Source organism: Ekhidna sp., from assembly GCF_039940915.1.
In the GTDB taxonomy this organism is placed as follows: domain Bacteria; phylum Bacteroidota; class Bacteroidia; order Cytophagales; family Cyclobacteriaceae; genus Ekhidna.
In genome coordinates this window covers 890,009-912,823 of record NZ_JBDVFO010000003.1, presented here as the reverse complement: position 1 = coordinate 912,823, position 22,815 = coordinate 890,009, and the positions used below count along the sequence as shown (strand labels likewise).

Below are 22,815 nucleotides of genomic sequence, written 5' to 3'. Positions count from 1 at the left end.
TTTATATCCTACGCCTAGATAGGGCTCTACTAACTGGAAAATGTTATTAAGCTTATCATCAGGAGCACGAATGAAGCAAATACATAACTTATAAAAAATATTTTATCATAGAATCTTTTTTTGCTTGTTTTTTGGTCGAATCGTTGAATAATCTTACTAAACCTTCTATTTCTAATAGCTGTCAAATAGGCAATTATTAACAATACCAAGATTAAACTTATGAAAAATGTATTTTCTGAAAGATTAGTAATTACAACTTGACCTACTAAAGCTTCAACAAGGATATGAATAGAAAGAATGTTAATTCCAATCAAAAAAACTATCGCATAAAAGCCCAACATCAAAGCATTTTCATGTTTATAAGACTCATTTACTTTATACGCATAGTAAAAAATTAGATCCGTTATATACATTAAGGTTCAAATTTGGGATTTTTCAATTTCACTGGTCTTCTTCGAGGGTTAGAAGTTCCATACTCTACTGTATCCATAATTCTTTTTACTTCCAATCTAGCCATAGAAGCAGCATCCGGCATTGCAATTCTACTCATTATAAAATAGGAAGCCGATGTAATCCAACCTATTGGGCCTCCAAACAAACCAATAGCTGTAAATGTAGTATTGAGCCCTGTTATTCCCCCTCTATGTCCCCCATCGCTTCCACCATTTCTATAGTATGAACCGGTTTGATATATATCATACATTGTACCCCCAACAGCCGCTCCAACTCCAACCCATTTTGCTACACTTGCCAAATTTGAATAGCTCATACTTCTGGTTAAAAAGTTATTTGATTTAAGTTTTAATCCAGCATTTTTAAAACCACTTATCAACCTAGGATCTTCTACGAAAATATGTGCCCCTGTGGCTGATCCTAGAAATACAGAGGGCATCTTAGCTGCAATACCCCCTAATTGAGTTGCTTTTGCAATTCCAAGCAAAGAGAGACCCCCAGCAACAACATCGGTCGCATTGAGAGCATCTTCCATTTCGCCAGATCCAAACAAGTAATTAAACTTCGACTTACTTTTTTCTGCTTTTTGCTGAAGTTTCGCAGCACCGTTGGTTGTTTCTGACTTTCCTCCTTCATCCTCATTCCTATTACTAAAATCATAATGATCGAATGAAGCTGTCCCACTTAATTCTTCTCCATATCCTCCCACTACTGGTTCAGGTACCATCCCATCTGGATCAATATACCTAATTGGGTTATCAAAGGCATAGTTATAAGTACTATGCCTTCTCATTAAATCAGCCATTGGATCAACATTAATAAACCTACCAATTGCTGGATCATAATATCTGGCCTGATAGTCAAACACTCCCCACTCCACCTGCTCTTCAAATCCATTATAGGTAAAATTATTAACTGTACTCGCCACCCTCACACTTTCATTAAACGTCAGCCCAAAAGGATAGTAATCCTGCGTGCTCACCACGTTCGTCTTGGTCAACGTTACCTTAAAATCATCGAAATCAACAATGCTTAATGCGTTGGTTTCGTTTGAAACATAAGTATAGAAAAAACCATCTTCTTCAATGTTTATTGATTCGCTGGTTGCCAGCGTTTCCCAATTGTAATTTGCTGTACTACTAATCTGCTTAAACCCTGCATTTAACAAAACAGTATCTTTATCAAAGATCAACCAATTCAAATAGGCTCTTGGCACGGTAGTATCAACCGTGCTATCCTTGCTTGCCTGGATTCCGCCTACTGCTGCAGCATCTAAATTAGAATTATTGGTAACAGAGTTTTCATTTGCAGTGCTAGACCCCGTGCTTCCTGATACTAACATATTGAACAGCAAGTTAGCAGCAAAGAAGCCGTCTGAAGCAGGTCCCTGTTCGTAGTATGCTTTTACTTCTAAGTCAAACTTATCACCTTTTTGTACTGCGTACATTGATGATAAACCTGTTATACCTTCTATCAAGGTACTATCTCCCTGGGCATCAGTGTCCAATCTCATCACATTAGCACTTGCATTGCCAACGGTAGAAAGTCCATTCCTTGGACTCTGAATCCAAGGATCAAACGCATCCTGTTCTTCACTAAACTCCATGGTTGCAGTTCTTTCATAAATGTCTGGCGTAGTACTAAATGTCAGTCTCACATTACCCAAGTGATCTTTGAGGTGATACTGGTAGTCGTAATTCTGATCACAATTAACCATTTCAGTACTTGAGCATTCCTCTTTCACTGAAGCTTCCCATGTTACATTCGTCCCCATTATTGTACCCGTTTGAGCATGTACCGATTTATCTACAACAGTTGTTCCTGCTCCTTCAATAAGGTCTGCCCATAAAACCAAGTTCGAGGAGTTAATAGGATTAGAGCCACAACCTCCATTGAATGAAGAATAGATTTCACTCAGAGTAAGGAGTCTACTATACATTCTTACCTCTCCAATTTCTCCATCAAAATAGCTAACATAACTAGCACTCCCTATTCTACTTCCTATTTTCATATTCTCTACGCCCCCACTTTCGATGTTTCCAGATGTAAATCCACTAGTTTCCACAGTTGTTGCCACTTCTGCTCCATCTATAAATATTCTAAAATCTTGTGCATTATTTCCTATACGTTGCGCGACCAAATGATGCCATGTATTATCAGAAGGACGTGTCGCAACAACTCCAGTATATCCTGTTCCATCTGCAACAAAAAGCTTTATTTTACCAGCATGGATTGTGAAATTTATACCTGACCACTGACCATTTTTATTGTCTTGATTAGCAAGAATTGTATAATCACCAGTTGAAACATTAGAATCGAATTTTACCCACGCCTCAACGGTAAAATCGCCCGTACCAACATGGTACTGAGTCTGGTCTCCAAAATCAACATAACCACTTCCATTGAAGTCTAAATAAGTGGATATTAAATCACACTCATCAAGTAGATTGTCCCATTCACTTTCAATCAGAGACATAGACAAAGCTGTGTTTAGATGTGTGGTTCGCTGGCTCTTATTTAAAAGCGCGGACGAGCCATTTGCTGTAACATAGCTATCTAATGCTGATTTCACCGATTGACAATCGATACATGATATAGATATTACATCATCTTTAGCTGTAATTCTCCCTTCATCATGCTGAATCAGCTCCAGGTTTCTATTCTCATAGATATACTCACCAACATAGTCAGTAGTCTTTACTAATACACCGCTATCGTAAACCTGTTGCTGAAGTTTGATACCCGCTGCATCGTAGTTGTAAGCTATGAAACGCATAGAATCGAATACCACCATAGTAGGCAGGTTCAGGTTGTTGTAGTAGATGGTATCGATGCCTTTGTTGCGGTCTTTCACCATGTTACCGTTGGCATCATATGCATAGTCAGCAGTGTCTACATTCGCTGTAAATCCATCGTAGAACCCCGTAGTGTCTGCAGCTGCATCACTCACTTCGCGCAGTTGATTGCCTATGTAGTCATAGGTTAGGTTGTCCATTTCGGTACCTGCAGCTCCTTTTCTCACCAGGCTTTCAATGTTTCCATTGAGGTCATAAGTGAGTCCTTGTACTCCGTAATTATCTGTAGAGACATTATTCTGGAAGTGACTGGCTGTTGCTAAGCGGTTTAGTTTATCATAGCTATAGGTGTATGCTCGTTCGTTTATACCGACATCCTCTGTATCGTAATTGCTCCATTCCATCGCAGAGATGTTTCCGTTGAAATACTGTTTTGTATTGTCGAGTGGGTTTACATCATAGTGCAATTTCATACCGAAAAGATCTGTGCCAGTCAGCACCGGATCATTAATGCTGGTCAACCAGCCTCGAATGTTGTAGGCATAGTCAAGGGATTGAGCGAAAGTGCCTCCGGTCCCCCCGTGCAAGTCTTTTCTTACTAATTCGCCTAGCTCATTGTAGTGATTCTCTACAATTTTTACAGAATCGTCGTTATTTAGTCGGTGCCAGGTATTCAACAATCTACCGACATGATCGTAGTTGAAGGTACGCGTGGTGGTGAAAGTCGTGTCGTCATTATCGTGCAAACTGATGCTTTTCATCACCTGTCCAATGAAATCGTAATGGTTGGTCACCACATCAATACCACCCAGGTGGTTGGTACTTTGTGTCTGGATGGGCCGGTACTTGTCATCGTAATAGCTCACACTCTTGATCCACCCTCCTGCGCCCGTCTTCGTCAGTGTTCCTGTCACCTGTCCTTTTACTCCACCAGCCAAAGTAAGCCCAGCAGGGTTGGTATAGGCCAGTCCAGTAGTGTCCCAGTCGTAATGATCGTAGTAAGTAACCGTTAAGTAGTTGTCTATGCTATCGTTGGGTGGGTAGGTGAGGTCTGTGTACTCATTGGTTCCTGCAGCACTGAAGGCTTCTGCCCGCTCGTTGGATGCTTGTACCGAGTCTCGCACCGCGGCTGTAGTTCCTGCGATGGTGGCAAGACCTGTCATCACCGGGCGGTTCAGCACATCGTATTTGGTAAATAACCAGGTATTGGTGCCACGCTGGACTCCATCTTGAGTCAACACGAGGCGATCCCATTTGTCGTACACCATGAATACACTGTCAGCTCCCGGCACTTTCTTGCTGATCATGCGGTTTCTTCCGTCGTAATCGTACAAGAATGCAAAGTCTTGAAGTGTCTGAGGAGCAACTACCGCATCAACTAGGCGTAACTCAAAATTAGTGCCCAAAGTAACACCTGAGGGAACAGTCACCACTACCCCTGAGAGATAGGCAAACTTGTCATCTGCATCTGCTTGAGTAATGGTATAGTTTTCAGTCAGCCATGTATACGCCCCGTTGTTATTTATATCCGCAATTTCATTGTTCATTTGACGTACCGCTTCCGGTGAGAGGACTACCCTCAGGTTGTTGAAATCATCATAGATGTAATAAATATTTGTCCAGGTGGTGGCATCTACCTGGCTTTTCTTCAGGATGGTTTGTCCTTGCTTGTTTGTGTAGGTTATGGTTTGATTTCCATCTTCATCTGTCACAATGTTCTTAGACAATTGTTCCTTTGGGAAGAACGTTCCAGCAAGGTTGGAGAAATCACTTTCATCCCAATCAATCACCTCTCCAACTCCATTGGTTTCATAGTCGTAAGAAACTGTGTTTGCACCTCCAATTTGCCAGCTTTCTCCCGGAGCACCCTGTTCTTGCGGGCGGTTGAGCGGGGAGGGTTCATAGCGTGTTTCAGCGTATGCTTTGTTGGTTCCTTTGTTTGTCTGGTAAAAGCCTGGCTGATCTACCAAAGCTGATGACCGAAAAATTTTATCTACATCCGCACTCACATACGGCAGGTATTCTTTTACTTTTCTACCAAAAGGGTCATACTCAACGGGTGTCACTATATCATCTTCTAAGGAGCTCGATTGAAGACTTACAGATTGAATGGGACGTCCCAGACCATCGTAAACTTGAACATTTATGGTTTGTTCTGAAACATCAAAAAGAAACCGGTCGTCAGCGTTCGTCACAGGTGTACGATAGGTGTAAGAAATGATCGTATTTTCATTCATCTCCAATTGATTGGTAATCACTGCATCCCCAGTTGTATAGGTAGCATTACCAGATGACGTGACGGTCACTTTGTATGTCCCCGTCATATTAACCTCCAATTGATTGCTTGATTCATTCGCAATCTGAACATTGTTTCGAAACCATTGGTAGCTGGCATGACCCGGTGAAGCTGTGAGCGTGGTGCCTCTCCCCGGACGTATACTTTGCGTAATACCCAAATCCAAAGTAGGCACGTTCAGAATAGTAACGGTTGCAATCGTTGATTCAGTTTCAGTACAAATACCATTGTCAACCACCGCGCGGTATTGAGTGGTGGTCTGCACGTTGGTGTAGTTCAGTTGAGTTGTCGTATTTGCAACGTCTACCCAGCTTCCAGTGGTATTATATTGCCACTTTACAATGCTTCCAGTGTGCCCAGTAAGCGAAAGTGATCCTGTTGCCACTCCAAATTTCTCAACACCTCCCGAAACAGTGCCGCCTACGGACTCAGCAACAATTTGAGCTGCAATGGCAGCTCGATCTGTGTCTAAACAGCCTGAGGTGGTATTATAGCTTGCTGCATAATAAGTCGTGTTGGAGCTCAAACTAGGTGTTGTATAGCTCGTACCCGTATGAAGTAGCGTCCCCCCCGATGAAGCACTGTACCACTGGATGGTATTTCCACTCCCGCCAGGACTGGCGGTCAGCGTCACCGTTCCATTTCCGCATCTGGATTCGTTGCTGCCGCTGGCTAACGTTGGGATGTCGTTCACCACAGCGGTGATGGCCGTTCGATCTGTATCTATGCACCCTGTACTGTTATTGTAACTCGCCGCATAGTAAATAGTGCTAGTGCTCAAGCTAGGTGTTGTGTAGCTGGTACCCGTATGAAGCAGCGTCCCTCCAGTAGAAGCACTGAACCACTGAATGGTATTTCCACTTCCTCCTGGACTAGCTGTCAATGTCACTGTCCCATTGCCGCATCGTGACTGGTTGCCGCCACTGGCTAATGTAGGTAGTCGATTTACCGTAAATGTTTTCGTAGGATATAGGGTACTGCATCCAGATCCACTCATTACAACCGCTCTTACTTCGTAAGTTCGAACGCCATCATTCCACTGACTCAGTGTTGGTGAAACACTTAGTACATTATCCGTCTCGGTGATCGTACTCCAGCTAGTCCAACTGCCTGAACCATTCTGATACCTCGATTGCCAGCGTTGTATTGTGCCTGTATGATTAGCAAGTGTGAAAGTATGTGAACCAGAACCGCAATTAGTGCTGGCTCCGCTAATGCTCCCGGCAACTGTCACAGGATCTACCGTCACCGTTTTCGTGGGATAAAGGGTACTGCATCCTGACCCGCTCTTCACAACCGCTCTCACTTCATAGGTTCGAACGCCATCATTCCACTGGCTCAGTGTTGGTGAAACACTTAGTACATTATCTGTCTCAGTGATCGTGCTCCAGCTAGTCCAACTACCCGAGCCATTCTGATACCTCGACTGCCAGCGTTGTATTGTGCCTGTATGACCAGAAAGGGTGAAGGATTGTGAACCAGAACCACATCGGATGCTGGCACTGCTAATGCTCCCGGCAACTGTGGTAGGATCTACCGTTACTGTTTTCGTAGGATAAAGAGTACTGCATCCAGATCCGCTCTTGACTACTGCTCTCACCTCATAGGTTCGAACGCCACTATTCCATTGGCTAAGAGTCGGCGAAACACTTAATACGTTATCCGTTTCGGTGATCGTACTCCATCCAGTCCAACTACCCGATCCATTTTTGTATCTGGATTGCCAGCGCTGTATTGTACCTGTATGGCCAGAAAGGGTGAAAGACTGTGAGCCAGAACCGCATCGGGTGCTGGCACTGCTAACGCTCCCAGCAACTGTGACAGGATCTACCGTCACCGTTTTCGTGGGATAAAGGGTACTGCATGATCCGCTTTTGACTACTGCCCTAACTTCATACGTTCGAACGCCACTATTCCATTGACTAAGTGTTGGTGAAACACTTAACACGTTGTCCGTCTCAGTAATTGTACTCCAGCCAGTCCAACTGCCTGAGCCATTCTTGTACCTCGACTGCCAGCGTTGTATTGTACCGCTATGGCCAGCAAGGGTGAAGGACTGTGAACCAGAACCGCAGCGGTTGCTGCCGCTGCTAACGCTCCCTGCCACCGTAGCAGCATCTACGGTAACTGTTTTATTTGCCGTTGTGTTGTTACAGGTACCAACAGCCGTCACAGACACGGTTGCTGTGCCTGAAAATCCACTGTTCCAACTTACCAAACCAGAACTATTGATTGACCCTGCTGAAGAAGGGCTTATGGACCAGTTATAAGAGTTTGCATGCGCTGCACTAGCATTGTAGTCTGTAGTTCCTCCACCCTGGCACCTGGTGGTTACACCGGATGAAATGGATGCTGCTCCGGTCATCGGCTGAACAGTTACAGTAACAGGATATCTTGTGGTGATCGGAAAGGTACATCCCCTGGAGTTTCTGAGTGTACCGCCAACATAATACGTCTTTGTACCGCTGCTCGTTTCGCTATAATTTACAGCGGCCGAGTAAGTGCCTCCAGTATGTAACAATGAACCTCCGCTTGAATGCGTGTACCATTGAAAAGTACTGCCTGTACCTCCAGTGATCGTATTGGTGAAAGTGGATCCGCTACATTTGGCTTCATCAGCATCTACAGCCACCGTAGGTACAGCATTGGAATAATGGGTGGCGGTCACTTGAACTCGTCCACTTTCACATCCATTTTTTGTTGCCGACACCCAGTAGCTTACACTCTGCGAAGTAACCGTCACACGGGTTTCGGTCTGAGAACCGGTGGTGATCACCTGGTGAGAAACCGTAGCAGTTCCTGTCGAGCCCGTGTACCATTTATGGGTCACATCGTCCTCATTGACCGCAGAAAGCACAATGCTGTTGGAGCTACAGCTATTGGAACCTGAAACGGTCTGGGGAGCACCAGGAGTTGAAGAAACGGTCACATTCGGTGATTGACCTGAGCCCGAGCTCCACGTTCCCGAACTGTTGTTTCTGGCACGTATGTAATAGTAACCCGAGCCTCCTGTAGAGCTGTTGGGATAATAATACTGACCTGAACCTAGCGAAGTGCTGGTTCCTGATGAATTTTTTCCTTGCCAATACCAGGTCACGCCGGCCGGAGGAGTTCCATTTCTTTGCAATGTGGCCTGACCGATGCATGTTCCGTTGGTTTGTAAAGTTGGTGCACCAGGTGTCGCAGTAGGCGGTGCAGATACCGTCACGTTATGCGTGTCAGTATAAAAGTTATTCCAGGTAGTGGCCTCATAAGATACAGATTGCGAACCTGACTGATTCCAAGTTACGTCTGCCGAGGTTGTGCTCATGTTGCTGACTGAGTTACCAGATGAGGCATACCACCATGTATCGGCCTGATTCAGGTTGATGCCCGAAGCAGATACGGTATAGGATTTCTGCTGTCCATAGCTTGAAGTGGTGGGCCCAGAAATAGTAACGGACTGCCCAAACGCTAGTAGCGTGAAGCAGGAAAGAGTTAAGAAAGTGATGAGTGACTTCATAGGTTAGGCGAGCTTAGTTTTTGGTGAGTGAGAGTGATTTAAATACAGCATTGGCTTCCAGCACCAATGGTTCCATCGATAAGGCGCTGCCCTGGAGGGTGGTACGATATTCCACTGATGCTCCGTTGATCAGAATGGTTAACAGCCGGTTGGAAGCTACATAGCTCCATGTGCCATCGACTTGCTTGCTATTGCCACGAACTGAAAACGCTACCGTAACCGTCTGGTCGGCATTGAAAGTGAAAGTTCGGCTTTCGAAAGTCTCTTTCATGTGCGCTTTTGTTTGTGCTGGCTGAGCGCTAAAGTCAAAACCAGATGCAAAATTGGAACCGTTGATCATTTTTTGATAGTCCGTGTTCCAGGTGCCTTCCAAATCTGAGGAAGTCGTCTGAGCATCTGCTGTATTTGTAAAGGCTGCGATTCCCAAAAGAAAGGTGATCGTAAACGTCAGCGCTTGAACGCGTATATGTGTCTTTTTCATCGTATCTGTGTTAGTAGGTGAGGATTAGTTGCCAAGAGCAGCTTCGTAATAATTGTATTCATAAGCTTGAATGATATTACGATCTTGATCGACTATTTGCCGCAGCCTGTTAAACTCATCGTATTCATAGAACGTCGTATGCTCATTGACATCTGTAATGCTGGTCACTCCTACTAAAGGATCGTAGGTATACGTCGTTATGAAAGCTGCACTCAAGGTAGGTTCATTCCTAAGTGAGTTGAGCGCATTTCTTAATTCGCTTTCATTGCAGTCCGTTGGGATTGTCCCCCAGCATGTATCATCGTCTGCATTGGATAGCGCCTGAAGATTACTTATGAAAGTGGTTAATGCCGAATAAGATACATTTTCAACCTTTGCGATTGGATATGATGAATTATACCCCCATATATAAGAAGTCGTTATTCCATTGATACTTTCAATTTCCAATGGGTTTCCATAAGAATCGCGAACCTTAACTTCTGCAGTCTTTTCAAAGCCAACGAATGATTGACCATCAGTGGAAGGAATGTATGTATTGGAACGATTGAAGTCTAAATTCTCCTTAGCACTCAATACATCACTGAAATCATGAAAAACGGTTGCCTTGGCATCCACTAATGTTCCATCTTTCCAAAAGGATTTTTCAACAGGCTGTGAAATCGCATTCTTTGCCACAAGGCTGTCAATAGGTGAACCTGAAACAATCGCAGTATAGTCAATTGGATAAGTTAATTTCTCTTCTGAGACACTACCGTCACTTAGATGGGTTTTAATACTTGTTGGCCAGTTGTGATCCCCATGATACTCCATCGTCCTAAAGCTCAACTGTATATCCTGATCAAAAAACTGTTTTTTCTCTGCGTTTGCCTGAACAAAAGCATCGTTTTTTAATTCATACAATTCTGAATGGGTTGGAATGTGTCCATTTATTCCTGTTTGGTAATCAAAAAACAAGGAGGCTACCTTAATCCCCTTTACGCTCTTATTGGCATTCCAGCCAGCTCTTGGTAGTTCAGAGTATTGGTTTACTTCTTCATAAAGCAATGTCGAATCACTATGATGAACTTCTTTCCTTGAAATATGTCCTCGCTGATTCTCAAGGCTGGTAGAAGGCGCATAAGGAAATATAAAATTAGCACCTTCATCCATCCAGTGCGTAAAATCAAATCTCTCAAAACCGTTGGATGATTCGGCTATTTCTCTTACAAAAACAGTCTTATATCCCTGAATCGATCCATTAGAGGATACATGAGGTGCATTATTATATGCTCTCCTTCTGAGATATACACCTGTTAAAATCTGCAGACTGGATTGTTGTCTTCGATAGGTGACTTCATCGGTAAATACGTTTGCAGAACGTGAAAACACTCCTCCTGAGGAAATGGGACTATCGATTGAGTCTTTGTATATGTACTCCTTGGAAGATACAATATCGTTAGAAGCATCTCTATTTGTGATTTTCTTGCATCGAATACCCGAACCCAATTTATTCACGAGTGAAGAATCTACCTTGTCCCAAGTGGCTTGCAGCCAAAACGTTCCATAGTCTGAAATCGCTGGATCGAAGGAGGCACTTAACTCATACTCACCGTTGGGGAGATAAAAACTGGTATTTACGCTTAAGTAGTATATTTCGGTAGGATTCGTAATTCCATTCACTCTATATACTGCACAGGCTGCAGATCCGCCTGAAAGATCACAGCCCGGTGGGGGGGTTACATCAAAAGAAACGAAAGCTCCTCCATTCAGATTTCCTCCATTCAGATTTTCATCAGGCGGGTTATTGATTTCAAATGGCTTTTTATATGGAGATGCCGGGGTGCCATCTCCGGTAACTTCTGGATCGCTTGGAGTACCATCAGGTTCAGAATCACCGCCAACATATACTGGTTCTGCTGGCTCGTAGTTCAAGTTAACATCGGCAGCATCTCCCGAGAGGTCATTATTTTCATATTCGAATTGAGTAGACCCTCCCGTAGGCCACATTATTTTTTCCAAAATACCAAAATTGGCATGCCCTGAAACACTCACACTGCGATCAGCACCAGGAATCTGAATTGGAGGATTTAAGCCATTAATTAATACAGTGGGTGGTATAAGGTCTACATTGGTGGTTTTTCCGTTATAAAAACCCCAAAAATCTTGTGCCGAACTGGTTCTGCTAGGAGGAATTTGGGTTTGTTTGTATTCAAATGAATGAACCAAATCATCGCCACCGTTTAATGCTTTATTTTTCCATGTATCAAGGATCATCCATTTACGATTCTGATCACTCTCATTCTGAACTCCTGCTCCAACCAAATAAGAGTACCCAAATTCAAATTCTTTAACTGTCTGTCCATGAATGTTATTTACAAGAATTCTTTCTAATGAATAACCTCCGATCAAATCTTCTCTTTGAGAACTGATATTTTTTTTAAATTCAATTACACCTGTCCTGAAAAAAATCTTACTGGGCATTTTAGCTGATATTTCGTTTACGTTCAAAATGCTATTATTATCCCCACTATTAATTTGCTCTAGGTTGTGTCCAGAAAGCCACTGGTATCGTGTGAAAGAGTTTTTAGTATCAAAAACCTGCAGTTCAGCATCATATTCTAGCCTTATGGTATCTGGATGTGTATTGGAAGAAATTAGAGAAGCCTTCCAAGTTGTGGTATTTGGTGTTGCGCCACTCGAGCCTGAAACCTGCTGAGTTTCTCTCTCTCCAAAATAATAGGTAGTCCCATCAGATGAGACAATTTTAAAATTGATTCCATCCCACGAAATTTTGGTTTTGGAGTAGGGGAAGGTGACAAACTCCTGCAATTCCTGGCTCCATGAGAATTTACCAGACTCATTGATCAATGAATAGCTAAAAACATCCGGTTCTGAATCTGCCACTCCGTTGACCACATCTAGGACAAAAATATTATATGCAGTTGATCCCACTTCTGACATCCACTGATCAACTGTTTTGCCACCGTGGTTAGTGAAGAAGCCATGCTCATCAGGAAGTCCACGAATCGACCTGGAGATTTGAGGTATTCCGGAAATCGACCAACCTAGCCCGACCCATGATGCCACACTCTCAACTTTATTTCCCCCTGCATGATAGGAAAGAGATAAGGGCATGCTTAACACACCAGATTGCACTTCAAATAGCGGCTGAGAAATTTGAGGAACACCCGTGTATAAGCTTACTGGCACATTGCCGTATTTGGCAATTGAAGCTGCATTCGGACTTAAAGGGACAATGCTCTTGGCATCATCCTGCGCATGAAGCGAAAAAGTGAGCAGCAGTAGAGTGAAAAAAACAAATGATTTTTTGTAGTAGGAACGCGGGTAATTTTTTACCATTGGTAAGCGGTGATTAAAATTCTAGTAGTACGATTAACATAAGCTGGAGCTTCCGCTCCAAGAACAACACAAATACGATTTCGATAGGCGGTATCAAAAGTGGCACTTGCTATTGAACCGTTAATTTCAAACGGCTTTTGTAAAAAGCTTTAACCGTTTATAAAAAATTCATCAAATGATAATTTTTTTATAATGGTTTGATGCAAGTGGCATCTTTTCAGAGTAATTGATGAATTTTCTTTTCTGAATAATCGCAATTGCAATCGTTCATCTTGTTGCCAATCGAAATCATAATTGCTTAATAACGTTTCAAAGATATCTATCAAGACTATCAGTGCCTACCCTTTGCTCATCAAATGAACGAGGGGTGTTTATCTGAGGACGAACGGGTGATCTCATTGAACCAACAGCGACCTGCTAGGGTCTTAGGTAGCATGATTTTTCTTTCCTCTTGCTTTTTATTAACAAAAAAGGAAGCAAAACTCAAAGCTGGAACTTCTTCTGCGAAAATGAAGTCGTTCATGAAACCAAAATTGCTTGTAGCGCTGTGGACATCTAGAATTGATTTAATGGCGTCCCTAAATTCAACCAACACAACCCAACTTGAACGTTCCCGTCTCATCACACTTATCTCATTCAAGTGGCATATCTGTAAAAAAGACACTATTGATTTTTTAACGAGATAACAAAAGAGGCATTCCCTAGCCCCAATTGAGATCGCTTAGAGGTGATTTAATGTCAAGGACATTTGCTGGGAACCTCAGCGAAACTTTTGTCCCTTTTGCATTAGAACTTAACTCAAGGACTTGATATGGAACACTTGATGGCGTCAATAATTGAAGACGTTCTCGAATAATGTCTATGCCACGAACTTCTCGATTTTTTGCTTTTGTTGTAAAATGCACTCCATTTCCATTATCCAAGATCTCTACATGAATTACATCTTCTTTTTGCTCTATCGAAAGCTTGATTTTGCCTTCTTTGGCCAAATCTGCTATTCCATGCCAAATGGCATTTTCAATAAAAGGCTGAATGATCATTGATGGGAATGATATGTTCTCTTCCGAAAGAGGTAAGTTGATCTGAACTTCGTAATGAAAATCATATCCCAGCCTAAGTCTTTCTAAATCCACATAAAGTCTTAATGTCTCCAACTCATCATTCAGAGGTACTGTAAGCAAGTTTGAATGATCCAATATCTTTCGCATCAATTTCCCATACTTTAAGAGGTATTCCTCTGCCCGTTCACTGTCTTCCTCTAGAATGAAACTGTAAATAGAGTTCAAAGAATTGAAAAGGAAGTGTGGATTAACTTGTGCTTTGAGTGCTTTTAACTCCGCCAGACGCTTATCATGCTTTGTCGTTTTAATCATTCTTTTTGCTTTCCTCTTTTGATAAAGGAAAATGCAAGTACTTAAAAAACTAATGGAAAATACTGTGATCAGAAACCAAAACAGATACACTTCATTTCTTGCATCTAGTTCTTCTTTTTCACGATCAGCGTAAAATTTATCAACCAAAGACTGCACGTTCATTTTTTTACTAAGATCCGTGTAGTGATTGAGTTGATTTTGATACTTTTCCTTAAATATTTCAACGCTATCCTTCTTTTCTAAGACTTTATATAATTGAACGAGTTGCTGGTAGACTTCCAGATTGAATTTGTTAATAGCTAAATTTTGATCATCTTCTCCTTCAATGTATTTGACTCCTTTTAGTAGAACTCTTCTTGCATTTTCATAGGCCTCCTTTTCCATATAAAGTTCTGCAAGACTGGAAATTGATCCCATCAACAATCCACGGTTGAGATTTGTCCCAATCAATCTCTCTTTAAAGGCAATCGCTTTTTCATAATAAAAAATCGCCGAATCGCTTTCCAGTTTTTCCTTGAATACGTTTCCTATATTGTTGTGGAGATAGCCAATATATGCAGACCGTCTCTTATGTGTTGCTCTTTTTACTTTTAGAATTAAAGCCTTTTCAATTTCTAGTGCTTCATCAAGTTTACCCAGACTAAAAAGTGAATTTCCAATTCTTATTTCTGAACGTGTCCTTTCCCAGGAAGATGTTTTTTGATAAGACTTCTCTAGATACGCTACAAATAACACATCATAATAACTTGCATTTTTGTAATAGGCGTGACCCATATTATTTAGCAAGCCAAGTATCTGAGAAGTGTCACTTAAAGCGTAAGCATAATTGAGGCCATTCTCTGCAAATTGAATGGCTAAGTCATATTCATTAAACTTGGATGACAAATACCCCAAATGCCTAAAAACTGAAGCCATTTTATTCGCATGAACTGGGGATGCATTACACCTTTGTCCAAGATAGGCAGTCATTAAGTAACAGTAAAGACTCTCTTCATGGGAATTTCTCAAAATGTAGCCCTTAACATGATAACCATGAGCTATTGCTTCACAGTTACTTTCTTTCTTTGCGCTTTCGATGAGCGAGTCTATTTTCTTTAAATAAAATAAGGTATCTGTTGTTATATTTTTTGTTAGTCTACTGCCAAACCAACTTATGGTATCATAGAGTGGATTTCCTGTAGCAGTCTGACCATTCATCTTTAATGGGCTCAGGAAACAAAACGTAATTCCAAGGAAGAATAATAGTCTAAAGGTGGTTTTATTTTTCAAAAGACAAAGTTTGGCAGCCTAAAATTAATCAGATGTGGCGCCACCTCAAGCATCCATCTATTAATCATGGACTTTAGGAAATTAAGTCTTTACTCCACATGTGAAATATCTTTAAGTATCTCAGCAGGAAATATTAATGAGACACAAGTTTCTTCCTTATCAGAAATGATACTTAGAACATCTTTATTAGCGTCTCGATTCATTAACAATTCGAGACGTTCTCTTATCAAGTCAATACCATGAACTGTATGGTGGCTAGTTTTAGTTTTATCATTCAATCCAAATCCATTATCCCGTATCTTCACTTCAATGTTTTCATTTTTTTGATCTATTGAAAGTGAGATTCTACCCCTGTCCTCTAAATGAGCAATTCCATGCCAAATTGCATTTTCAATAAAAGGTTGAATAATCATTGATGGGAATGATATGTTCTCTTCCGAAAGAGGTATGTTGATATGAACTTCATAATGAAAATCATATCCCAACCTAAGTCTTTCTAAATCCACATAAAGTCTTAATGTCTCCAACTCATCATTCAGAGGTACTGTAAGCAAGTTTGAATGATCCAATATCTTTCGCATCAATTTCCCATACTTTAAGAGGTATTCCTCTGCGTGTTCACCGTCTTCCTCTAGAATGAAACTATAAATAGAGTTCAAAGAATTGAAAAGGAAGTGTGGATTGACTTGTGCTTTGAGCGCTTTTAACTCCGCCAGTCGTTTATCATGCTCTGTCATTTCAATCACTCTTTTTGACTTCTTCCTGTGAAAGAAGAAAATTATGATACCTAAAAAACAAATAGCAAAAACCATCGCCAAAAACCAAAACAGATATACTTCGTTTCTGGCATCTAATTCTTCGCGCTCTCTTTCAGCATTGAATTTATCGACTAGAAATTGGACATTTCTTTTTTTGCTAAAGTCAGTATATCGATTGAGTTGATTTCGGTATTTTTCTTTGAAAAACACCACACTGTCCTTCTTTTCCAAGGCTTTGTATAATTGAACTAGTTGCTGATAGACTTCTAAGTTGTATTTGTTATTAGCTAAATTTTGATCGTCTCCCCCTTCTATATATTTAACTCCTTTTAGTAGAACTCTTCTTGCATTTACATATTCCTTGTTTTCTAAATAAAGTTCCGAAAGGCTAGAAATTGAACCCATCAAAAATCCATAATTGAGTTTCGTTCCAACCAAACTTTTTTTGAATAGAATAGCTTTTTTGTAGTAGAAGATTGCAGAATCGATTTCCGATTTGTCCCTGAATATATTTCCAATGTTATTATAAAGTATGCCAAAATACGCTTGCCTTCTATTGTGGGTTGTATCACTATTTAGTTTTAGGATTAAAGCCTTTTCAATTTCTAGTGCTTCATCAAGCTTATCTAAATTATGAAGCGCATTTGCAATTGTAATTTCTGATTGTGTTCTTTTCCATGAAGATTTTCTTTGATAGGGTTTCGCTAAATCTAACATAAAAAGTGTCTGATGATAGTTTCCTTTGTGGTAGTGCGTTAGACCAATTTGATAAAGTTCTTGAAGTATTTTAGATGTATCGTTTAGTTGGTAAGCGTAACTAAGACCCTCTTCAAAAAAATGAATCGCTAAATCATATTCATTATACCTACTGGCCACTTTACCCAAATTATTAAAAATTGATTGCATTTGCTTCAAGTGAATTACGGAATTACCACAACTTCTTCCAACATAGCTTCCTATCAAATAGTGATTGACACTTTCTAAAAAATTATCTCTTAGTACATACGCTTTTATGTAATAAGCCATTGTTTCAGCAATACAATTATGTTCTTGATTAGCCTTAACAATAACTGAATCGATCTTCAAAAAAAGATTCAAAGTGTCATTACTATATTCCAATTGTCGAAACTCTTCAAGAATTTTTTCATATAGCTGGTTCTCTGAAGAAGTCTGCCCCAATGTTTTGAGCGAAAAAAGTAGGTAAACTAGGAGGGTTATGTGAAATAATTTTTGTGGCAAAATATTAGCAAATGGTTTACTAAGTGCTGTAAAATATAGAAGCGGAAGCTAACATGATCAATTAAATACCAACAAAAAACCTCTCTTCCGAGAGGGTTTGAAAACGTATCAACTACATATCTGGAATCTTGAATACCAGAATAGGCACTTTGGATTCGTTTACAACATCTTCAGCAATGGATCCACCCAGCAAATGGGCAATGCCTTTTTTACCATGGGTACCCAACACAATCAAACCCGCTCCTACCTCCTCAGCAAACTTCACGGCTCCTTCATCTGCAAAGTCTGCATCTACCGTACTTACTGTAAAGTCCTTTAGGTAGTTGCGCTCAGCAAAATGTTCCAGCTGTTTTTTTGCTTGTCCTTCTTCGAGCCAATTGTAAGGTGTCTTCACCTTCACCAGATGCATGTTTAAGCCTAGCAATTCCTGCATGTCTTTTGCGTGATCGGCAATCAGGTCTTGCTCCTCGCTGAGGTCAGAGGCAAAGGCCATGCTCTTCATATCTTTCAAGTGCGTCTCCCCTTTCACAATGATCACCGGGCACTTTGCATACCGAATCATTCGCTCAGCATTGGACCCGATGAATACTTCCCGCAAACCGGATGCTCCTTTGGAACCCATAATTATCCAGGTGGAGCTGTCTTCTGCTACAATCTTACTGATGCTGGTAAACGCATTTCCATATTTCATGTGCACGGTCACTTGCTGCCCGGCATCCTTCACTCGCTGGCCCCACTCTTCTAGCTTGTTGTGTGTGGCTTTGATAAACTCACCAGTGTAGAAACTTCCTGCTGCTGCATTATCTACCTCACCCGTGAAATTGACATGCCCTACGGGAATGTCTACTACGTGAACCAACAGGATCTCACCTTTCACCTTTTCATTGAACTCAATGGCAAAATTGAGCGCGTGTGAAGCTAATTCTGAAAAATCAACAGGGACTAATATCTTCTTCATTTCTACTTTAATTATGGGTTAATACTTCAATTTTCTTATACTCGGGCTTCCCGTGCGCATTCTTTACACTATCCAAGGAGATGGATTTTTCCTTTTTATCCATCCTAAATGACCAGACAGGAACATTGATGTGATTAACGGTGTCTTCTGTGAGGCTTCCGGAAAGCCAATGAGCAATTCCTCTTCTGGCATGTGTAGGCATGGCAATCATGCCTGCTCCTATCTCATCAGCTCGGTAGAGTATGCCATCTGAAGGAAATACGTTGTTCACAATAGCAAATTCAAAATCTGTGATACCGTGGGCTTGAATGTGTTTTGTGAGCTCGGTACTTACCATTTCTTCATTCTCAATGTTGTGAGGTGTTTTCACCCACAGAAACTCCAGCTTTGCTCCAAAGTTCTTTTGCAGCTTTGCCACCTCCTGGAGAAAGCTACGCTTAATCTCCCGAATGTCCAAAGGGACTAATATTTTCTTAATCTCCGCTGTGGATACCTTATCCGGGACGGAAATAACAGGGCAGGCTGCATGGCGCACAATCTTTTCGGTGTTGGAGCCTATCAGCACCTCCTCCAATCCAGAACATCCTTTGGTGCCAACCACAACCAAATCATATTCATCGTTTTTGGTCATTTCTTTCACCGCAGTTACCAAATACATTTCTTCAATCTTTGTATCGATATTTACCTGTGTATTAAACTTGGAAACGAATTGCTTCATTTTGTCCACCATGGCATCTCTGACATCCTGCATCAGGGTCTTTGCGCTGGCAAAAGAGGTGAATTGATAGTCTGTGTAATAATCGAAATGGACGCTATTCAAAAGCGTGATGTGCGCATCATTTTTTTCTGCTAGCTCAATAGCGAATCGTGTCGCTAGCGTGCTTTCGGTTGAGAAGTCAACGGGTACGAGTATCTTTTTCATGGCACTTACAATTTTGATTCATTCAAAGCTACTGGTGCTTCAATAGGATCTGTATGACATTTACAACCTGGTCGATTGATTTTCATCATCCGGTTGATAAAGATCATTTTTAGGTCTATGAATCGTCATCCTTTTAGTCGCCCTCCAGCAGTACATTGACGGTAAACTAAAAGTAGGATCATGGAAACAATAACAACAGTGGAAACTCTGGTACAGGCGTTAAATAGATGCAAAGAAGATGGCACGCATGTGCTTGATGTGATGAGTCGTGTACAGATTCCCAAGGAAGAATTTGAGCGATATTATTCATGGAGTGATGACAAGTATGCCAGAAATGTGCTAGCCAGAAATGAAGATTTTGAGGTTTTGCTTGTTTGCTGGGAAAAAGGACAATCCTCTCCTATTCATGATTTCAATGCGCAAGAAGCGTGGGTACACCCGATCGAAGGCATGCTGAGAGAAGAGTGCTTTAAAATCAACGTGGATGATGATCGATTGGAAAAAGTAAGTAACGTCCTCCTCGGAACGGATGAGTTTTCCTACATGAAGCAAGTAGGCATACACCGCTACTCCAATGCCTATTCTGCTAGGTCTGTCAGCTTAAATATCTATCGTAAACCTGTGACCGAATGGCGCGTGTATGATACGGATAAATCCGATAGTACCCTGACCGAGACCTGGGAAAACAAAAATTACGACTTGCTAAATGGGGGGATCTAAGGGATCTAAAAATCCTTTCTGTTGGCTTTTCTGATGATCAAAAGGAAGGGAATGGCTATCCAAACCAGCAGGATACCTGCTGAGGCAATGAAACCCAGGTTGGTTCCAAAAAATCTCTGAAACAGCGCACCTGTATATCCCAGCAATGCGGATATTTCCAATTTCAGCAGGATCATTATTCTGCTGAGATCAATGGGATTGAAAAGAGATGCCCCCAATGCCCACCTGTCAAGTGGATAATCCCCAAAAACGATCAGTGAAATCATGAAGAGTCCATCGTAGATCACCGCAAAGAAGAGCCACATCAAGATGGCGTATCCGAACCCTTTGATTTTATTGGAATTGCTGAGGCCAATGTTCAGTGACAATGCCACGAAAATGAAGGTCAGAAAAGTACCTGACATCAATAAGGTGATGAAGTTTTCCACTGCATCCGATTGCCCAATGCCATACATGAGAAAAGGGATGCCTAATCCGATGATCAGGCTCATGGAAAGGGAAAGCGAGAGGCCTAAATACTGACCTGCAAAAATAGTGGATCGTTTGACCGGCTGGGATAGCAATAGCTCGGTAAACTCCCTGGAATTGTAGAAATACATGATGCCGAAGATGGTACCTATCATGGGTGTAAGCACCACAATGATGTTCATGAGCGTGATGGTCGCCTTGGACAAGTCTGAATTAAGGAAAAGAAGCACAAAGCCCAACGCCATATAAAATACCAGATATACGTAACTCCACCTGCTGCGCATCAAATCATAAAAGCTGTATTTTAAGATCTTAATCATTGCTTGAGTATTGCCGCAATCGCGTGTTCTAAATCTGTTTCTTTGGTCTTTGTGGTGAGCTCCTCAATGGTTCCTTGGAAATGGATTTTTCCATCCAGAAGAAATATGATCTCCTCGGAAAGCTCCTCCACCAAGCTCATGATGTGTGTGGTAATCAGGATCATCTTACCTTTCTCCTTTTCCTCCTGGATCAGTTGCTTTAACTCAATGAGTGCTACCGGATCCAGCCCGGCTGTTGGCTCATCCAAAATGCATATGCGAGCATCAAACATGAAAGCCAGCACGATGTTTACTTTTTGCCTTGTTCCGCCCGACAGGTCCGAAAGTTTCTTATCCAGAAATTTTTCCAGACCAAAACGTTCGATCAACTCTTTTTCCCTCCCTTGCTGATTGCGAATGTCTATGATCATATTGATCAGTTCATTGACTGTCAGGTTTTCCGGGAATCGCGCAATCTGAGGCAGGTAGGCAATATCTTTCCGATACTCCCAGCTTTTCTTGATCGCCGCACCATTCACTTGCACATCGCCGCTGTTGGTCATCACCATCCCCAAAATGATTTTCAACATGGTGGTCTTGCCAGAGCCATTGTGTCCGAGGATAGCAAATACTCCGGGCCTGTCTACCGAAAAGTTGACACCTTTCAGTACTTCAAGCTTTCCAAAGCTTTTGTTAAGGTTGGCTACTTGTATCATTTGAAAGATCGCATTGAAGGTGATTGATCTACCAGGTTGTCTGGAGTGAAAACAGGAGAAACTCGCTCAGAAAAATTCATGATATCTACAAAAAGACTTCTGAGTAAGATAATGGTCTCGGGTGTTTGATTCACGATGTATGAAAACAGTTTCACAGGTCTGTAAGGTACGTCTCCTACCCCATCTTTGTCCAGGTCGTATCCCGTATACGCACTCCAGTAGTTCCCATTGAAGGTATTGTCGTTCATCTTTGAGTTGTAGGACACATCGAATGAATTGCCAGCAAAATCATTTCCATAGATGTGATTGGCATAGCATCCTCCCGAAACTTTGATTGCCCAGCCATTCTTCCGAAAAGTATTGCCCGTGTAATTGATGCGCGTGGTACCATCGATGAAAACGGCCATGGTGTTCTCTATAAATTCATTGTCCACAACCTCCGCATCGTAAATTTCCTTCAGCAGCAAGCCGTAGCTCGCCGGCCCCCAATTGTTTACAAACTGATTTTCTTTCATCACGATGAATTTGGAAAACATGACAGCCACTCCTGCTCCATTCTGTTCAAAGCGATTGTTTAAATATTGATCGTGATTGGAAAACATGAAATGGAGGCCGTAACGAATATTGTCATGTGCATGATTGTTCTTGATTTCGCTTTCATCCACAAACTCCAGGTAAATTCCATCACGCATATTGTAGACTTCATTGTCGTGGATCTGTAGATTGGAACAATGCCATCCATGAATACCATTGCCTGTCTCGTCCTCTTTCACAGAGGTGCCGTAAATCACATTGTTTCGCACCACACCGTGCTTAGATTTCTCTATGAGCAATCCGAAAAAAGGGTCCACTATGATGTTGTCTTCAATGATGAAGTGATTGGCTCTGAATGTATAAATGGCAGCAAAATCCTTGGTGTAGCTTCTGCCTGCGTTGATGATTTTCAACCCGGAAATGCGAATACTATCTGCCAACAGCTTCAATACATATCCGGTCATGTTGCCATCCAACACAGCTCCGTCCTTACCAATAATCGTCAGCGGCTTTGTTATTTCCAGGTTTTCGCAGATGTAGGATCCAGGTTCAAGAAGAATGGTATCTCCAGCGGAGGAAAGTGAAACTGCTTGCTTCAGGTTCTTCACATCACAGCCCTCACAAACGCGCGTGATGGATGCGCTACCCACGGTGAAGGTTGAAAGTAAGATTGTAACAAGCAGTATTCTCATA

General features: G+C 41.7%; 11 protein-coding genes. 1 reads left to right on the top strand and 10 read right to left on the bottom strand.

Features of this window, described 5'->3' with window-relative positions; translation table 11 throughout:
- Positions 1 to 412: 412 nt before the first annotated feature.
- From ABJF57_RS18965 to ABJF57_RS18935, 7 genes are all read right to left on the bottom strand, one after another.
- A complete protein-coding gene (locus tag ABJF57_RS18965; RefSeq protein ID WP_462232927.1) occupies positions 413 to 9,046 on the bottom strand; it encodes an Ig-like domain-containing protein in 8,634 nt (2,877 codons plus the stop codon).
- Between the two features lie 13 nt (positions 9,047 to 9,059).
- The gene (locus ABJF57_RS18960; protein ID WP_462232925.1) at positions 9,060 to 9,527 is read right to left on the bottom strand and encodes a lipocalin family protein; all 468 of its coding nucleotides are present in this window, start codon (positions 9,525 to 9,527) and stop codon (positions 9,060 to 9,062) included.
- Between the two features lie 24 nt (positions 9,528 to 9,551).
- Positions 9,552 to 12,866, bottom strand: a complete 3,315-nt coding sequence (locus ABJF57_RS18955) for a hypothetical protein (protein ID WP_462232923.1) — start codon at positions 12,864 to 12,866, stop codon at positions 9,552 to 9,554.
- A gap of 701 nt (positions 12,867 to 13,567) precedes the next feature.
- Positions 13,568 to 15,436 (bottom strand): tetratricopeptide repeat-containing sensor histidine kinase, encoded by a 1,869-nt coding sequence (locus ABJF57_RS18950; RefSeq protein WP_462232921.1) that lies wholly within the window; start codon positions 15,434 to 15,436, stop codon positions 13,568 to 13,570.
- Positions 15,437 to 15,597: 161 nt separating this feature from the next.
- A complete protein-coding gene (locus ABJF57_RS18945) occupies positions 15,598 to 17,292 on the bottom strand; it encodes a tetratricopeptide repeat-containing sensor histidine kinase (protein WP_462232919.1) in 1,695 nt (564 codons plus the stop codon).
- Between the two features lie 325 nt (positions 17,293 to 17,617).
- Positions 17,618 to 18,463 carry a universal stress protein gene (locus ABJF57_RS18940; RefSeq protein WP_462232917.1) on the bottom strand — a complete coding sequence of 282 codons (846 nt, stop codon included), beginning with the start codon at positions 18,461 to 18,463 and terminating at the stop codon, positions 17,618 to 17,620.
- Between the two features lie 7 nt (positions 18,464 to 18,470).
- Positions 18,471 to 19,385 carry a universal stress protein gene (locus ABJF57_RS18935; protein ID WP_462232915.1) on the bottom strand — a complete coding sequence of 305 codons (915 nt, stop codon included), beginning with the start codon at positions 19,383 to 19,385 and terminating at the stop codon, positions 18,471 to 18,473.
- Between the two features lie 180 nt (positions 19,386 to 19,565).
- On the opposite strand from ABJF57_RS18935, the gene ABJF57_RS18930 reads away from it, so the two are divergent.
- Positions 19,566 to 20,105 (top strand): cysteine dioxygenase, encoded by a 540-nt coding sequence (locus ABJF57_RS18930; RefSeq protein ID WP_462232913.1) that lies wholly within the window; start codon positions 19,566 to 19,568, stop codon positions 20,103 to 20,105.
- A 5-nt stretch (positions 20,106 to 20,110) separates the two neighbouring features.
- Here the strand turns inward: ABJF57_RS18930 and ABJF57_RS18925 are convergent, their stop codons facing one another.
- Genes ABJF57_RS18925 through ABJF57_RS18915 form a run of 3 tightly spaced genes read right to left on the bottom strand, consistent with a single transcriptional unit; the run spans position 20,111 to position 22,814 of the window.
- Positions 20,111 to 20,893 (bottom strand): ABC transporter permease subunit, encoded by a 783-nt coding sequence (locus ABJF57_RS18925; RefSeq protein ID WP_462232912.1) that lies wholly within the window; start codon positions 20,891 to 20,893, stop codon positions 20,111 to 20,113.
- Complete coding sequence (locus tag ABJF57_RS18920) at positions 20,890 to 21,588, bottom strand: ABC transporter ATP-binding protein (RefSeq protein ID WP_462232911.1); 699 nt, start codon at positions 21,586 to 21,588, stop codon at positions 20,890 to 20,892. Before ABJF57_RS18920 ends, ABJF57_RS18925 begins: the two co-directional genes overlap by 4 nt.
- Positions 21,585 to 22,814, bottom strand: coding sequence for a nitrous oxide reductase family maturation protein NosD (locus tag ABJF57_RS18915; protein WP_462232910.1), 1,230 nt, complete (start codon positions 22,812 to 22,814; stop codon positions 21,585 to 21,587). The genes ABJF57_RS18920 and ABJF57_RS18915 overlap by 4 nt, the downstream gene beginning before the upstream one ends.
- Position 22,815: the final 1 nt, after the last annotated feature.

Coding starts and splice junctions, on each gene's coding strand:
- ABJF57_RS18965 (WP_462232927.1), bottom strand. CDS start 9,046: ATGAAGTCACTCATCACTTTCTTAACTCTTTCCTGCTTCACGCTACTA.
- ABJF57_RS18925 (WP_462232912.1), bottom strand. CDS start 20,893: ATGATTAAGATCTTAAAATACAGCTTTTATGATTTGATGCGCAGCAGG.
- ABJF57_RS18950 (WP_462232921.1), bottom strand. CDS start 15,436: ATGAATGGTCAGACTGCTACAGGAAATCCACTCTATGATACCATAAGT.
- ABJF57_RS18955 (WP_462232923.1), bottom strand. CDS start 12,866: ATGGTAAAAAATTACCCGCGTTCCTACTACAAAAAATCATTTGTTTTT.
- ABJF57_RS18920 (WP_462232911.1), bottom strand. CDS start 21,588: ATGATACAAGTAGCCAACCTTAACAAAAGCTTTGGAAAGCTTGAAGTA.
- ABJF57_RS18960 (WP_462232925.1), bottom strand. CDS start 9,527: ATGAAAAAGACACATATACGCGTTCAAGCGCTGACGTTTACGATCACC.
- ABJF57_RS18915 (WP_462232910.1), bottom strand. CDS start 22,814: ATGAGAATACTGCTTGTTACAATCTTACTTTCAACCTTCACCGTGGGT.
- ABJF57_RS18945 (WP_462232919.1), bottom strand. CDS start 17,292: ATGGCTTATTACATAAAAGCGTATGTACTAAGAGATAATTTTTTAGAA.
- ABJF57_RS18935 (WP_462232915.1), bottom strand. CDS start 19,385: ATGAAAAAGATACTCGTACCCGTTGACTTCTCAACCGAAAGCACGCTA.
- ABJF57_RS18940 (WP_462232917.1), bottom strand. CDS start 18,463: ATGAAGAAGATATTAGTCCCTGTTGATTTTTCAGAATTAGCTTCACAC.
- ABJF57_RS18930 (WP_462232913.1), top strand. CDS start 19,566: ATGGAAACAATAACAACAGTGGAAACTCTGGTACAGGCGTTAAATAGA.